Origin of the sequence: Acinetobacter sp. CIP 101966, from assembly GCF_000369725.1 — a bacterium.
Classification (GTDB): domain Bacteria; phylum Pseudomonadota; class Gammaproteobacteria; order Pseudomonadales; family Moraxellaceae; genus Acinetobacter; species Acinetobacter lwoffii_Q.
In genome coordinates this window covers 40,791-56,700 of the sequence record NZ_KB850158.1, presented here as the reverse complement: position 1 = coordinate 56,700, position 15,910 = coordinate 40,791, and the positions used below count along the sequence as shown (strand labels likewise).

14 protein-coding genes are annotated in these 15,910 nt (G+C 44.4%); 4 read left to right on the top strand and 10 right to left on the bottom strand.

What is annotated here, in order from left to right:
• Positions 1 to 167: 167 nt before the first annotated feature.
• Both argS and F891_RS00345 read left to right on the top strand, forming a co-directional pair.
• Positions 168 to 1,958: an arginine--tRNA ligase gene (gene argS, locus F891_RS00350; RefSeq protein ID WP_005094951.1), complete on the top strand. Its 1,791-nt coding sequence runs from the start codon at positions 168 to 170 to the stop codon at positions 1,956 to 1,958.
• Positions 1,959 to 2,257: 299 nt separating this feature from the next.
• Positions 2,258 to 2,875 carry an SPOR domain-containing protein gene (locus tag F891_RS00345; RefSeq protein ID WP_004281265.1) on the top strand — a complete coding sequence of 206 codons (618 nt, stop codon included), beginning with the start codon at positions 2,258 to 2,260 and terminating at the stop codon, positions 2,873 to 2,875.
• A gap of 108 nt (positions 2,876 to 2,983) precedes the next feature.
• Here F891_RS00345 and F891_RS00340 read toward each other — a convergent pair whose 3' ends face one another.
• The 6 genes from F891_RS00340 to F891_RS00315 form a co-directional block, all read right to left on the bottom strand.
• Positions 2,984 to 4,135, bottom strand: a complete 1,152-nt coding sequence (locus tag F891_RS00340) for an IS4 family transposase (RefSeq protein WP_005261511.1) — start codon at positions 4,133 to 4,135, stop codon at positions 2,984 to 2,986.
• 205 nt (positions 4,136 to 4,340) lie between these two features.
• Positions 4,341 to 5,192, bottom strand: coding sequence for an archaetidylserine decarboxylase (gene asd / locus F891_RS00335; RefSeq protein ID WP_004281264.1), 852 nt, complete (start codon positions 5,190 to 5,192; stop codon positions 4,341 to 4,343).
• The gene (locus tag F891_RS00330; protein WP_005094948.1) at positions 5,189 to 6,037 is read right to left on the bottom strand and encodes a sulfurtransferase; all 849 of its coding nucleotides are present in this window, start codon (positions 6,035 to 6,037) and stop codon (positions 5,189 to 5,191) included. The genes asd and F891_RS00330 overlap by 4 nt, the downstream gene beginning before the upstream one ends.
• A gap of 184 nt (positions 6,038 to 6,221) precedes the next feature.
• Positions 6,222 to 7,427 carry a nicotinate phosphoribosyltransferase gene (gene pncB / locus F891_RS00325; RefSeq protein WP_004729084.1) on the bottom strand — a complete coding sequence of 402 codons (1,206 nt, stop codon included), beginning with the start codon at positions 7,425 to 7,427 and terminating at the stop codon, positions 6,222 to 6,224.
• Positions 7,428 to 7,546: 119 nt separating this feature from the next.
• Positions 7,547 to 8,077 carry an ankyrin repeat domain-containing protein gene (locus F891_RS00320; protein WP_005105317.1) on the bottom strand — a complete coding sequence of 177 codons (531 nt, stop codon included), beginning with the start codon at positions 8,075 to 8,077 and terminating at the stop codon, positions 7,547 to 7,549.
• Positions 8,078 to 8,262: 185 nt separating this feature from the next.
• Positions 8,263 to 9,777, bottom strand: a complete 1,515-nt coding sequence (locus tag F891_RS00315; protein WP_005094943.1) for a catalase — start codon at positions 9,775 to 9,777, stop codon at positions 8,263 to 8,265.
• Positions 9,778 to 10,004: 227 nt separating this feature from the next.
• On the opposite strand from F891_RS00315, the gene dtd reads away from it, so the two are divergent.
• Positions 10,005 to 10,445, top strand: coding sequence for a D-aminoacyl-tRNA deacylase (gene dtd / locus F891_RS00310; protein WP_005094942.1), 441 nt, complete (start codon positions 10,005 to 10,007; stop codon positions 10,443 to 10,445).
• A 52-nt stretch (positions 10,446 to 10,497) separates the two neighbouring features.
• On the opposite strand, the gene F891_RS00305 is transcribed toward dtd, so the two are convergent.
• From F891_RS00305 to serB, 4 genes are all read right to left on the bottom strand, one after another.
• Positions 10,498 to 11,802, bottom strand: a complete 1,305-nt coding sequence (locus tag F891_RS00305) for an IS4 family transposase (RefSeq protein WP_005104965.1) — start codon at positions 11,800 to 11,802, stop codon at positions 10,498 to 10,500.
• A gap of 177 nt (positions 11,803 to 11,979) precedes the next feature.
• A complete protein-coding gene (locus tag F891_RS00300; protein WP_005094940.1) occupies positions 11,980 to 12,459 on the bottom strand; it encodes an SCP2 sterol-binding domain-containing protein in 480 nt (159 codons plus the stop codon).
• 141 nt (positions 12,460 to 12,600) lie between these two features.
• A complete protein-coding gene (gene aciT / locus F891_RS00295) occupies positions 12,601 to 12,936 on the bottom strand; it encodes a ciprofloxacin tolerance protein AciT (protein ID WP_005094938.1) in 336 nt (111 codons plus the stop codon).
• Between the two features lie 414 nt (positions 12,937 to 13,350).
• Positions 13,351 to 14,571 (bottom strand): phosphoserine phosphatase SerB, encoded by a 1,221-nt coding sequence (serB, locus tag F891_RS00290; RefSeq protein ID WP_005094936.1) that lies wholly within the window; start codon positions 14,569 to 14,571, stop codon positions 13,351 to 13,353.
• A gap of 77 nt (positions 14,572 to 14,648) precedes the next feature.
• Between serB and F891_RS00285 the strand changes: the two genes are divergently transcribed.
• Positions 14,649 to 15,902 carry a hypothetical protein gene (locus F891_RS00285; RefSeq protein WP_005105316.1) on the top strand — a complete coding sequence of 418 codons (1,254 nt, stop codon included), beginning with the start codon at positions 14,649 to 14,651 and terminating at the stop codon, positions 15,900 to 15,902.
• Positions 15,903 to 15,910: the final 8 nt, after the last annotated feature.

Below are 15,910 nucleotides of genomic sequence, written 5' to 3'. Positions count from 1 at the left end.
AACTGGTGTTATTTTCACGGGATTAATCCGTTGATTTTCCCTTTCTTTAGTCAAAAACTTCTGACGAAGTGATCCTCTACTTTTTATTCCCTAGAAATGCTTTTACCTAAACAGCCTGAAATTTGCTATATTTGCTGTTTTTCTGCGATCTCTATTTTCGACTGATTATGAATACGGCAATACAAGCAGCTCTCGATCATGCAGTGCACACTTTACAGGCACAAGGCGTACTCCCATCTGACTGGAACAATACAAGTAATTTGACGCGTACCAAAGACCGAAGCCATGGTGACTTTGCGTCGAATATTGCCATGATCGCGTCGAAAGCTGCGGGTATGAAGCCACGTGATTTAGCGGAAAAAATTCTTGCTGCCCTGCCTGAAGTGGCGGATATCAGCAAGGCAGAAATTGCCGGTCCTGGTTTTATTAACTTCTTCCTGAATGCTGACCAGCGCTTTGCAGTCCTTGATCAAATTCAGGCACAACAGGCGACTTATGGTCGTACCCAGGTCAATGCGGATAAACGTATCCAGGTTGAATTCGTGTCTGCCAACCCGACCTCTAGCCTGCACGTAGGTCATGGTCGTGGTGCCGCGTATGGTATGACGGTTGCGAATTTGCTTGAAGCGACTGGTGCTAAAGTCGACCGCGAATACTATGTCAATGATGCTGGCCGTCAAATGGACATTCTGGCGACTTCGACTTATCTGCGCTACTTAGAATTAACGGGTCAGGAACTGGTGTTCCCGAAAAATGCCTACCAAGGTGACTACGTTAAAGAAATCGCGCAAAGCATTATTGATCAGGATGGCGACGCCTATGTACGTCCTGTGGCTGACGTGTATAAAAACGTGCCTGAAGATGTACAGTTTGCAGCTGAATTAGATGCAGATGGCAATAAAGTCATATTGTCTGGCGATAAAGAAAAACACATCGATGGTTTGATCTTTAATTCACAAGCGTTAATTGGCACAGGCTACCGCGTATTCTTGCAAGCCGCGCTTAAAGCTATCTTAGATGATATTAAAGATGACCTAGGCGAATTTGGTGTAACCTTCAATCAATGGTTCAGCGAAGAATCATTGACAGACAAAATTGAAGAAGCCTTACAGACCTTAGATCAGCGTGGTTTCCTGTATGAACTGGATGGCAACATCTGGTTCAAATCCACTGCATTCGGTGATGAAAAAGACCGTGTCGTGAAACGTCGTAATGGTCAGACCACTTACTTCGCGTCTGACATCGCTTACCACCTGAACAAGTTACAACGTGGCTATACCGATATCATCGATATCTGGGGTTCAGATCACCACGGTTATATCGCACGTGTAAAAGCGGCCATTGATGCGCTGGGCTATGACTCGAAAAAATTAACGGTTCTTCTGGTTCAGTTCGTGAGCCTATGGCGTGGCGGCGAGATGGTACAAATGTCATCCCGTTCAGGCCAGTTTGTGACCTTGCGTGATCTGCGTAAAGAAGTTGGCAATGATGCTGCACGTTTTTACTACGTAATGCGTAAGTCTGAACAGCACATTGATTTTGACCTGGATCTTGCTGTGTCACAAAGCAAGGACAATGCAGTGTATTACATCCAGTATGCACACGCCCGTATCTGTCGTATGTTAGAAAAAGCAGCGTCTACCAATGTCAACTTTGATGCTACAGCAGCACGTAATTTGGCGGCTAAGCTGGAGCTTGATGCTGAAACTGAAATCCTGGCCAAACTAGCGGCCTATCCGGAAATTCTGGTCCGTGCTGCAAACAGCTATGAACCACATCAAATCGGTAATTACCTGAAAGAGCTGGCAGCCTTGTTCCACGGCTGGTACAACGACAATAAAGTACTCGGTGATGATGCTGAATTGACCCAAGCACGCTTATTGTTATCAGTGAACGTGCGTCAGGTACTGCGTAACGGTTTAGAACTTTTAGGTGTGTCAGCTCCTGAATCAATGTAAAGCACTGCTTTTACATTGATGCAAGAAGGTAAATAGTCAAAGCACTGCTTTTACATTGATGCAAGACAAGAGCTAGGCTCGAAGCGAGCATGTAAGCAAAACACTGCCGTTTATCTGCTGAGCAGACATTTTGTAACTTCAGCTATGTGCTTGAAGATACAGATAAATTAAAATTCTGTGTGATTTGTGATCTAGAGGATGACTTTTGTATCCTGATCACATAGGATGAAGTGATAGTAGGGGCATAACTGCTGTTATGCCTTTTCTATATGTCCCGATTAATAAGAGGAAAATCCCAAGTGTTTGGAAAAACGCAGCGCGGTGTATCTGAAAGACCGAATAAGCCTAAAAAGCCACTTATTCCAACCTGGCTCGGCACACTCGTGATCATTTTAATCGTGTTAAGTTTTTTAATGGCACTGATGCTCTGGAAGCCATGGGAACCGGTCAAACCGAAAACTCAAACAAGTGCTGAATCTGTCCAAGAAGAAGATACCAATAAAGATTACCGTTTTTATGACCTGTTACCACAGCAACAAGTGACGCCTATTCCTGAACAGGCCGTCCCTGAAAACAAAAATCAGGATACGGTAGTAATTGTAGAAGCGCCTCGACCTGAAGTAGCTCCACCTGAGGCGACCACAACTGAGCCTGGCTTAGAAGCCAGTGAAGCGCCTGTTGCCGCTCCGGCCAGTTATATTCTGCAAGTCCGCAGCTTTGATGACCCGGATCAGGCCGATGCCCGCCGTGCTGAAATTATTCTCAATGGTTTATCTGCCGATGTGGTACGCAGTGTAGAAAATGGCAAAGTCTGGTATCGCGTGGTTTCAGGCCCTTATGATTCTGCAGAAGCCGCGATTATCGCACAGCAAACCTTGCAGAATAGCGGGATCGATTCCATCGTCGTGAAACGATAAATTTCTAGAAATAAAAAAAAGCGCCTGAGGGTGCTTTTTTTTTATTTGGATCTCTCTCTAACCGTGTCCTTAATAGGAGAGGAAATCCCATTGCTGTCCCACAATTTTTCACAAGAGGAAGCTCATTTGAGCTTCCTCTTGTTTTATGGGTATTTTATCGGGTGAAAATAAAGCTTTTAAAGTTCTTCTTTCAAACAAATTCACTTGAATTATTCTGAGTAAACGTTGAACTGTCCAACCTGTTTTCCCTAAATGTTGAGCGAAACTCACCAATAAATAGGCGATCATCGCAATCCAGATTTGTGTCTGAATTGCGTTCCTGCTGCGGCCTAGAAACGCTTTTAATTTGAGATTCTGCTTAATCGCCTTAAAGAACAGCTCAACTTTCCAACGATCTTTATAAATCGCCGCAATGGTGGAGGCGGCTAAATGAAAGTTATTGCTGAGAAAGCTAAAGTGCTTGCCACTTTGCTGATCTCTATATTCAATTCTTCTTAACACTGGGGCTTTTCTTTTTAGGGCATGTGCGCTATTCAGCTGAATGGTTTCATCTTTTAGAATACCTTTGGATTCAAGCACTGGATGTTGCTGGATCACCTGATACACAGATTTAGGCCTAAAACGTGTGACAAATCCAATGTTTTGAGCAGTCAGATTTGCATACCATTGGTAATCGACATAGCCTTTATCAAAAACTACAATGCTGCCAGCGGGAAACTGGAATTTTCGGCCTTGTAACATGTCATTTTCTTTACCATTTTCAACTGCAATAAACTCAGGAATATCATTGCTGTGATTCAATCCTATGCTGAGTTTCATGCTGGCTTTTGAGTCGTGAACTTTGGCCCATTCACATAAGGAAAGCGACAGGTCAATATGACTGGCATCCAGGGAATATAATGGATTCTTAAAGCGAAATTTATGGGCTACTTTTGAGTGTTCATAGTATTTAAGCAACTTGTAAAAGAGCTGTTGATACAAGGCAGCAGGCTGCTGCTCATTGATTCGTGCCAGTGTACTTCGGGGAATAGACTTTGCTCCGAAATGACTCAGTTTGTCCTGTTGGCACTCCAGATTGGATTGAATATCTCTCAGACTTTGCCTGCAGGAAAGTTGAGACATCAAGATGGCAATAAACTGATCCCATCTTGAAGCCGCTCTAAATTTCTGTCCAACATGGTGTACTTTAGCAAGTTGCTCAAAATCCTGTCGCACGACGGGTTTAATAAGCTGATGAAATACGGTATTCTGATGTGACAAAACCTGAATCCTGGTCGTTAAAGTGTTTGTTTGCACTCATATTTTAACGATTTGGACTCAGGTTTTTTATTTAAATCAAACTATGGGACAGCAGTGGAGGAAATCCCCCTTTTTTAAAGGGGGACTGAGGGGGATTTTTATTTATTCTAAACGAGAAAATATTTAATCCCTCCAACCTCCATTTAATAAAGGGAGGGTAAAATCTTTAAACTGTATGCCCCAGCGCTTCACCCATATTCACCAAAGAATTGGCCTTGAATACGGCATCCCACTGCATTTTATTTTCTTCGAATAAAATCACTGCTGTTGAACCGAGGTAGAAACGACCCAGTTCTGCCCCTTTTTCCAGGAACAGATCATGCTGATTAAGTTCGATCCGGCCTGAAGGCTTCACTTTGCCGGTTGCCACGGTTTCAATACCCGCCACAATCATCGCACCGACCAATACCACCGCCATACGGCCGATTTCAGTATCAAACAGACAGACCATACGTTCATTGCGTGCAAACAGGCCCGGAATATTTTCTGCGGTCACCTGATTGACCGAGAATAGCTCGCCCGGTACATATAACGTTTCAGTCAAGGTGCCAGCAAATGGCATATGCACCCGATGATAATCACGTGGCGACAAATATACGGTCGCAAATTCACCGTTTTTGAATGGCTCGGCCAGTTGCGGATCAGCAATCAGTGCTTCAACTGTAAATTTCTGGCCTTTGGCCTGAAACACATCGCCATTTTCAATTTTACCTAGCTGGGAAATCGCACCATCTGCAGGCGAAACAATGCTCGTAGCATCTGGATCAACCGCACGGATACCTTCTTTTAGGGCGCGGGTAAAAAATTCATTAAATGACTTGAATTTCAGGGCATTGGCCTGTTCAGCAATCGACATATCAATGCCATACTGCGCCTTAAAGGCAGTAATTGCAGCAGTTTTGATAATCGGGTTTTCGCTGGCGGCAATTTTACCCACCACCCGAGACAAGCGATGTTGCGGTACTAATCGTTGAGCTTTAATAAAAAACTGTTGTTTTAAACGTGATGTGATGCTCAAGATGGCAGCTCCCCTGTAGCGATTGGACTATCGAGGCGGTTGCCCCATTCACTCCACGCACCATCATAGGCTCGAATTTTCCAGCCCAGTAAACGACCCAGAATATAGGCCAAACCTGAGCGGTGATGGGACTGGCAGTACACCACAACGGGTTGATTCAAATCAAAGCCCAGTTGTTCCAGACGCTGCTGAGTACGTGGTAAAGGCTGTAATTTTAAATGATTTTCGCGATTAAGGGCAGTACTCCATTCAAAATGACGTGCTCCCGGAATGTGACCGCCGCGTCGAGCCGCTAAACGTAGGCCAGTATATTCATCTTGCGTGCGGCAATCCCAAATTTGAACCTGTTGATTTTCAACCTGTTGGCGCAGTTCATCATAGCCAATCTGAAAATTCGCCTGATGCTCGAGATTAACCTGCAATACGTTCTTCACTGGTGCAAACTGCTCCTGACTGGAAGAAGTCGGCAAACCAGCACCGAGCCAGGCATGAATCCCGCCATTCAACAGACTGGTATTTTCAAAACCCAGACAATGTAGGTTCCAGAGCAAACGCCCTGCCCATGCCCCGCCCTCATCATCATAAGCCACCACATGATGCTCAGGAGAAATATTCAGATAATCAATGAGAGCCTGCAAGCCTTCGGTATCCGGTAACAGTCCCATCGCCGTTTCTTCCTGACGCACCAGAAGTTTAGGCTTTAAATGCAAGGCATGCGGAATATGCAGCTGCTCATACACAGAGGCACGGCTCAGGTCGACAATACGAAGTTTTTCATGGCCCAAATAGGGAACTAAATCTTCTGCCTCAATCAGCAGGCCAAAATTAAAAGCTGCAGCGGTCATCGTTATCATGGCTATTATTGGTCAAATCCTGTTGATCTTAGCACAGCTGGTTTTTACACTGATGTGCTTTCTTTGCAGATGATTAGCAAGATTTTAGCTAAACCCTGGTGTTAAATAAGCTTGCATAAAAAAACCGCCTCTATATAGAAACGGTTCTTAAAAATTATGAATTTTTCAAACTGACTTAAGCAGGTTCATTGATCTCAAAAACCTGACGCAAATAGGCCAAGAACGTATCATTATCGGTCATGGTTTTGCCCGGACTATCCGAGATTTTGGCTACTGACTGACGGTTACATTCCACCAGTTTCAGCACAATATTGAGTGGGGTTTGCCCCATATCATTGGTCAGGTTGGTTCCGATACCAAAACTGACCTGAAAACGGTCTTTAAAGTACTGATGCAATTTCCAGGCTTTTTCCAGATTCAGGCCATCACTAAAAGTCAGCATCTTGGTTTTGCTGTCTATTTTCAGCTTTTTATAATGCGCATAGGCCTTGTCACCCCATTCATAAGGGTCGCCACTATCATGACGCAAGCCATCAAACAGCTTGGCAAAGTACAGATCAAAGTCGCGCAGGAATGCATCCATCCCCACCACATCGGTCAAGGCAATACCCAAGTCACCACGATATTCCTGTACCCAGCTTTCCAGTGCAGATTTCTGGAAATTACGTAAACGTACGTCCAGCGCCTGAAAAGCTTGCAGGAATTCATGCGCCATGGTACCAATCGGGGTAATGCCCAGCTCTTTGGCTAACAGTACATTACTGGTCCCACGGAACACATGCGGTGCGGCTTTGTGAAATTCTTCGACCACATGCTTTTGCCAATCGAAACTGTAACGGCGACGCGTACCAAAATCTGACACCAAGAATGGTGGATCATTGGGGTTTTGCGCAGCATCATACTGTTTTAATAGCTCGATTTTGGCTTTTAAACGGTGTTCGCCTTCAGCCAACACTTCAGGCGTGCGAATGCGGCTGAAATACAGTTCATTGACAATCGCCAGTACGAAGATCTCGAACATCATCGCCTGAACCATCGGGCCTTCCACCACAATATCCAGACGGCCTTGACTGTCGATACTGGCCTTGATGAAACGGCGCTTGAGCTGGAACAGTTCCAGATAATCCACAAAATCGCTTTTGATAAAACGTAAGCTTCTTAAATATTGCAGTTCATCTTCTTTGAATTTTAGCTGACACAGCAGGTCCAGTTGATGATTCAGGTCATCCAGAATATCCGTCAGTGGATAGACTGTATCTTCCAGATTACGACAACGGAAATGGTAGACACTATGCGTTTGCGGAAACTTGTGTAAGACCACTTGTAACATAGTGAATTTGTACAAGTCAGTATCTAACAGAGAATGGATAATTGGGGCCATAACTAAGGGAATATCGCTGTGCTTATCTCTGCATTAAAGCATAAAAAGTCATGCAATAATGCAGGATTTACGTACAGCTGGCTGTATTTGCGACAAAAGTATCAGAAGCATAACCCGGTTTATTTCTGGGTGTTGGTCTGAGCTTTTTCCTGTTCCTGAATCAGTTTCTGTAGCTGTTTTTCCTGGCCAATGACCTTGGCAAATTCGGCTGTGGTCTTTTGTCCGGTTTTTTGCGCCTGGACATCACAGTCCACCTGACGCAACTGCTTGGCAATCGCAAATTCCATCTTGAATAAAGCCCCCATCAAGGCCGTATTGCCTCGATTGTCTCGAGCACAGCGGTCGGCACCATGTTTAAGCAAACTGCTGACTATCGCTTGATGGCCATAATACGTTGCCATCATCAGTGGCGTATAACCGTCTTTATTGCGTACATCGACCGGAAAGCCATGTTTTAAAAATTCGTTGATAACTTCGCTATTGCCAATTTTGGCGGCAGCAAAGAACAGGTCGACCAGTTCCTGTTGTGAGTTCATCTGAATATTGTCCACGCTTTTAGCGGGGGAGATCTCCTTCGCGACAGTCACGTTTGCGAATGCGGAACCTATCGTGAGAATACTGGCTAAAAACATAGATGACATAACTTTCATGATGAACTCCAGCAGAAATCGAAGGGGAATTTAAGTCTTGAAAGACTGAATTATCCTGAGATGAGATAAAAAACGGAGTGCCTGTAAAACTCCCCCTAGGGTGCAGGAAAGGTTTGGAGTATTACAGGACTTTTTGGAGGTGATGCGCTATGCCCTAGTCACCAGTTCCTCAAGACCAATCGGGATTAGTCTTTTAATTTTGCAGCTTTGGCTTTAACAGTCGCCAGGTTACCGTTTACCGCCTTGGTCATACGTGTACCGTAGTCCGCATCTGCCTTATAGAAGTAAGACAACATGATGTGCTTGGTTTCTGAATCTTTCACTGCGCCTAAATCAGCAGCAAGGTTCATGATCAGGTCATCTTTTTCTTTAGCCGAGTATGAACGGTACAGCTCACCTGCCTGCTTGAAGTTCTGCTCTTTCACGCCAATTTGCTGTACATGACCAGATAATGGTGTTTGTACCGCACGTGCTTTTTCAGTGGCAGCTTTTGGCTCTTTACGGCTTGGCTCATAGTTCACATCCGAGTCACGCTCAGAGATATTCATGTAGCCATCCTGATTATTGTTGTTCACATTTACCACTGGACGGTTCACCGGAATTTGCTGGTGATTCGCGCCTAAACGGTACATTTGGGTATCTGAGTAAGAGAAGATACGGCCTTGTAGCAGACGGTCTTCTGATGGCTCGATGCCCGGAACCAGGTTACCTGGCGCAAATGCAGACTGTTCAGTCTCATTGAAGAAGTTCTTCGGCATACGGTTCAGGGTCAAAGTACCGACTTTGGTTTCTGGTACCAGCTCAGTTGGCCAGATTTTGGTTGGATCTAACGGATCAAAATCAAAGCTGTTTAGATCTTTAGGATCAATCACCTGAATATATAGATCCCATTTCGGGAAATTACCCGCATAGATGTTGTTATATAGATCATTGGTCAAGTGGTTGAAATCTTTACCCTGCTGTTCAGCCGCTTCTTTCACGTTCAGGCCTTTCACGCCCTGTTTAGAGCGGAAGTTGAATTTCACGTACTTGTATTCGCCTTTGTCGTTATACAGTTTGTAAGCGTGAACACCAAAACCGTCCTGTTCACGATAGCTAGTTGGAACACCTTGCTTGCCATACACATAAGTCAGCATGTTGGTTGCCCATGGCTGGCTCGACAGGAAGTCAAACACACGGTTAGCATCTTGGACATTCGTTACTGGGCTTGGCTTCATGGCATGAATGAAGTCCGGGAACTTGATTGCATCACGGATAAAGAATACCGGTGTCTGGTTACCGACCAAGTCCCAGTTACCTTCTTGAGTGTAGAATTTCAATGCAAAACCGTGTGGGTCACGTAGAGTTTCTGGTGAACCCTTACCGTGAATTACGGTAGAAAAACGCAGGAAAACTGGAGTTTTAGTCCCCGCTTTGAACAATGAAGCGAGGGTAAGATCAGATAGATCTTTGGTCGCAACGAATTCACCATATGCCCCTGTACCACGCGCATGTACGACACGCTCAGGAATACGCTCACGACCAAAACGTTGTAATTTTTGTACCAGTTGAACATCCTGAAGGAGTACTGAACCATTTGGACCCGCAGTGATCGAGTTCTGGTTATCACCGACTGGCGCGCCATTGTCTTTAGTTAAAGGAGCAGCTTGTGCAGCTGTGACAGTTGCAATCATTGCAACCAGTAATGAACGCTTAAACATTTCTAAATCTCTCAATTTATTACCTTTCCTGCATGGGCTAAGATACGCCAACACAATAAATAGATAAAACAGATTATTTTTATTAATTCAATCGCTTTAATGGATTTAAAAAAATTAATCAATTGATTTTCATATATTTAAAGCTCATAAAAACAGCATCTCATACTGCTCCAGATTTTATTCTTGCTACAATCACGTCCATCTATCATTAGCAGTCCATATGTAAAATGCGTGCCTTATTACAAAGAGTTTTAGAAGCTAAAGTCGTGGTCGAGGGTGAAACCACTGGGGAAATTGAAAAAGGAATTCTGGTTTTTCTAGGTTTAGGCAAAGACGATAATCTGGAAAAAGGCAAAAAGCTGATTGATAAAATATTGAAATACCGCTTCTTTGATGATGAACAGGGTAAAATGGGCTGGAACGTTGCCCAGGCCGACGGTGGTTTATTGCTGGTTTCACAATTTACCTTGATGGCACAGACCCAGAAGGGTTTACGTCCAGACTTTGGCCCAGCTATGCCGCCTGCCGAGGCTAAAGCACTTTATGAGCAGCTGGTAGAATATGCCCAAAGCCAGTTTGAACATGTGCAAACCGGTATTTTTGCCGCCGACATGAAAGTGCATCTGGTCAATGATGGGCCGGTGACGTTTAATCTGGAAGTTGAATAAACTGTCATTGTTCTAGAATGAAAAAAGCCCTCTAATGAGTAATGCCAGTCAGTTAAGAAATTGACTGGCATTTTCTTGGGTATTTCTGCGGTTTTCCTTTCACAACTCGTGGGCAACTTCTAACCCTTCTCTCAGGCAAAACATACCTCCTCGATTTCTCCAGTAAACTTTCTAGATGTTTAGGTAAATTCCCTGCGGAGTCTAAAGAATCAAATCTTAATATATTCAGGATGCTGATAGAGGCGATATGAAAGCTGATTCTCAAAGGACTGACTTTTGCACGTTGAGCCATATGTTTCATTTGTCTTCTTAGAATATTATAGGCAATGAAGACCCCCCATAATTCTTGATAAATTAAATCAGGTTGCTTGCTCCTCAAATGCTTACCTTCCTGTAAATCACTTTTGATTTCTCGGTAACACATTTCTATTTCCCAGCGCTGGGCATAAAGCTTCGCCAAGCCTATCAGTGGATATGCCTTTGAATCCATTAATGAAGTGATATAACGTCTAATTTTCCCTGCCTGCTCAACTTCAATCAAACGCGCTTCCCAATATTCTCCTAATGATGGATTTAGCTTCCTGGCTCTAGCTGAAAGAGGCATTTTGATTTGAAAGTCATGCGGGGAATTACGTTTAATGATCTCATAGCGTAAATTATCTTTTGCTCTCATTAACCAATGACTGGCTTCTACTCGTGTTTGCCAGTCAATCAAGAAATCAGCAGAGAAATAGGCTCGATCAAACAAGGTAATACTATGCGATGGAGGACATAATCGATTTGCCAGTGTAAGTTCACCCTGATCCATGCTACCTATTTGGGCATCAATGATTTCATGGGTGCTGGTATTTACCAGGCAGGTTGCTCTCACTTGTGGATAAGGGGCTGCAGCGGTTTTACCCTTAGATGAGCCAAAGTGTTCAAAATTCTCGTCTGTATAAGGCATAGACCAAACCACCCCGTCAACAGCACATACACTAAGGCCATGAAAGTTTGAGTATTGCTGTTGGGATTCTTCAAACCAGGCTTGGCTGAGTAGAGAAAACAAGGTATTCAAGGGCTCTCGTCCTAAACGTTGTCGTGCTTGCACTGCTGCACTGGGGACACAATATTCTGTTGTACCAAACACAAGTTTTAGTTGCTCTACGACATACCCGATCGGTTGATCTCGAAATAGGGCAAGCCCAATTACCAGCCATACCACATGTTCGGCAGGTAATTTTCTTCTCCTGATAGAAGCCTTACCTGTTTGATGTAGGCTTTCTTTAATCCAGTTTAAATCAATGAGTTCACTGAAATGGCTGAGTGAAGGCAAAGAATGTTGAAGGGTGCAATCTAAATTTTCAGATAAAGTCATAAAAAAAATGAGCGTATTGGCATACACTCATTTTTACTACATTTTTCTAATGTCTGCTTAACTGACTGGCATTACTCTAATGAGGGCTTTTTCTTTTAAAAATCTTTTATCCTTTCACCCCCCTCTTTGTGTTTCTCCCAAAGGTAGAAAGAAAAGGTTGGATGAAAGATTTTTAACTTATTTACCAGTTTTCTCTTTAATAAACTGACGTGCCATTTTCACTTTTTCTTTGACCGGTTTTGGCAGTTTAGGCGGAATCATTTTCGCGACCTGGTTAAACCAGACCAGCAGACCAAAATCGCCTTCCATTTTAATCGTGCCACTTTGCATACCACTCATGAATGCAGTTGGATCACCTTTAAGCAATGTTTTTACACCCTGTTCACTGTCAGCAAATTGCAGTACAAAATCAGCTTTTTCTGCATCACCTGAAACAGTATCGATATGACCATTATTCACAACGATCTGACGTGCCATTCCCTCATCTGTTCCGATTTGGATACGAAACTGGCGTTCATGTACCAATTCAATAAATTTCGGGCTAGTACGTGCTAACTGCTTCATACGTAACGCAAGACCTGCGACCAGCAAATCAAGTGGATCAGTACTAAGGTCAACCAGAGGAAGTTTTAACACAGGAATGGACGACAGTTTCATGGAGGATGCCTATTCTAATTGTACGAAAATTGACAAATATCCTAGCATAGTTCTGGGCTAGGTGGATTATGCAGTTTGTATCATATTTCCAAATTGAAAAATGCACACATGGGTGCATTTTTTTCATTGCAACTTGTAGAATTAACGGCTTGAAAGCTGCTGCTGGTCGTCTTCATACACCGGCGTATGTTCGATGCAACGGCGTTTTGCCAAAGCACGCTCAGCACGACGATCTTCACGCAACAACAGGCCAGTCACCACCATCATGACCGCAGTTAACGCGCTCAGATAACTATACGTCATTGGTAGCTCAAACCAAGTTTGAGTTCCTACACGAATCACCTCGATCAGGCCCCATACCAGCATCCCGGCCGCCATAAAGCTTAACCAGCGACGATAAGGCGAGAAGAACACAGCAAGCACAGCTACAGCGACTAAACTGAAGCCCACAATCGTTGCTAAATGCGCTGTTACCATATAAACCCCTCCATCCAGATAGATAGTTCCCGCTTGATATTGCAACGCTTCTATCTATTGAATTTCGTTAAATCAATAAAATGAAATCTGTTGATTTGTATCTCTATGCCTGCATTATGCTGAGTTTTTTGCATAAAAAAAGTCCTGTCATCCAGCCTAACGACATACTTTGTCGCGATATTATATTGTCATTACATTTTTTGCTTTTCACATTTTTGTGGATCAATGACTGCGCCAATGTTGGCGTGTCATTACAAAATTATCAGTAGTTTTTTTAAGTGAAAAAATTATTTTTCCGTTTAAGATGATCGATGTTTTTGTAGCCACATTTCAGCTATTCCTTATATCACTCAGATCATAAGCAATAAAAAACGCGACCCGGAGGTCGCGTTTAAAATCAATCAAAGCCTGTATTTATGCACGGTTCAGGTCTTTATCATGTACACCGAGCAGATAAAGCACACCGTCCAGACCGACGCTAGAAATCGCCTGATTGGCATTTTGGCGTACTAGCGGCTTGGCACGGAAAGCCACACCGAGTCCTGCAATCGAGAGCATTGGTAAGTCATTGGCGCCATCACCGACTGCAATGGTTTGTTCCAGGGAAATTCCCATCTCCTGGGCGATTTCACCGAGCAAGAGTGCTTTGCGTGCGCCATCGACGATATGGCCTTTGACTTCACCAGTGACCACGCCATCCTGCACATCGAGCGCATTGGCATGCACTTCATCAATATCCAGTTTAGTTTGCAGATATTCCGCAAAATACTGAAAACCGCCAGAAAGAATTGCAGTACGGTAACCTAGTGCTTTTAAAGTCGAAATCAGGCGTTCAGCTCCTTCGGTAATCGTCAGGCGCTCGGCAATTTTCGGAAGTACCGAAGCGTCCATGCCTTTTAACAAGGCGACACGTGCACGGAAGCTTTGCTGGAAGTCCAGCTCGCCTTGCATAGCACGTTCGGTAATTTCTGCGACCTGTTCACCAACACCGGCTTCAATTGCCAGTTCGTCAATAACTTCCTGCTCGATCAGGGTTGAGTCCATATCGAAGCAAACCAGACGACGGTTACGGCGATAAGCATTGTCTTCCTGCACCGCAACATCGACATTTAATTCATTGGACAGGCTCAAGCAGGCCGCACGCATGGCAGCTGCATCTAGCATTTGTCCACTTAAACCGAACTGGACACAGGCACGTTTTGGCCCTGCGCTCTGGCCATCTAAAATGGGGCGGCCAGACAGACGGGTCACGGTTTCAATATTAAAGCCCTGACCCGAGACAATCTGGGTCACGGCTTGCAGATGAGAGGCATTTAATTCAGGGGCCAATGCCGTTACGATATAACGTGTGCGTCCACCCTCTTTGACCCACTGATCATATTCAGTCGCAGAGATCGGTTTAAAGCGCACAGTTAACCCGATATCATGTGCTAGAATCAGGATCTCCTTCATGGCTAATGCTGTCGCTGTCTGGTCTTCAGAGGCTACAACAATACCTAAGGTTAACTGATTATGAATAACCGCTTGCCCTACATCTAAAATCTGTAAGGAATGGGCGGACAAAACCTGCATTAATCGTGTAAATTGATTAGGCTGGTCAGGTCCTAAGAATGATATAAGAATGATTTCTCGCATGAATTGACTCGGGTCTGAGCTACAACTATTGTTAGAATCATAATCGAAATTGAACAGAATTGCCTTGGAAGTTTACGTTGAATGCGCCTAGACAAGGGCTATTTGCTAGCCTATTGATTGTAAGTTTTGCTCTGCATACCTTTTTACTGGTATTGGCAACCACTCACCAACTGAATGAAAACCGTGCCAATCAGGGACAGCTGATCACCAGTCAACTGGTGACAGACAGCCTGTCTGAGCTTGAACCGCCCAACCGCGTTTCTCTGGCGTTGCTGGCAAATCGTTATGCCACCAATCCAAGTGTGGCTTCCATCCGGATTCTGGATGCGAAAGCTCAGGTTTTAGCCACTGGCGGACTGACCAAAACCCGCGAGGGGGAAGTTTTTGTCCGTGATGCGCTGCAAAACGAGAAAAAAGTCGGTGTGATTGAAATCACCCTGATTGAACCAAGTATTGGTGAAATTCTGCGCACACAATGGCTGGCGATTCTGTTCTCGTTCATCATTCATAGTCTGCTCTGGGTCGCTTATCGTGCTGTAGCACGTCCAAGCCGCACCGAATATCTGGCGCGCATCAATAACGAATCGCGGCTGAAATTCGAGATTCAGACCCTGACCCAGGCATTGGAACAGGAAAAGCATAATGCGGCACTGGCGATTGCCCAGGCCCAACAGGCAGTGAAAAACAAAGCCAAAGAAAAGGAACATAAGCCGGCAATACTGGAGAGCGATAGCCTGAGCTTAAACATCCAGTTCTACGATCCAAAACAGTTACTGGATAGCGTGAATAAAACCGTTTCGGTGCCTTATTTCAATCTTTGTCAGATTTTCCTGAATAAAGCCACCGAACTCTGTGTGCAACGCTATAAGTTAAATAGTTCTGATATTTGTACCGTACATAAATTTGATGAAAAAGGTGCCACCATCAGTATCACAGCAGACAAACCGAATGCCCTGGCCTGCCTGACCATGATCAGTGCCGTGTTCCAGCTGCTTTCGGAAGTGCTGTATAGACGCTATCGTGAAGAAAAACGTTTTGTGCTACAAACCCGCAGCGCGATTGCCTCTAAAGTCGAGGAGATGCAGCTCAGCTCGGTACAGGCCGCGGAGCGTCTGACTCAGCATCTGGTCGCGAAAGAAAGTGCCTTACATGTACCGAACACCTTGCTGAAAGATGTGAGTGATCACTTCCAGCTGGTCAGCATGCCGAATCCAACCAATGTCCTGACCCGTCATGCTTTTGTGGTGAATGGCATGGATGCTGAAAGCGCCGAGCTGGCACAGACTTTTAGAACTGAAATTCTAAAATCCAAACAGTCCAAAGCCTCATAAATATCCCT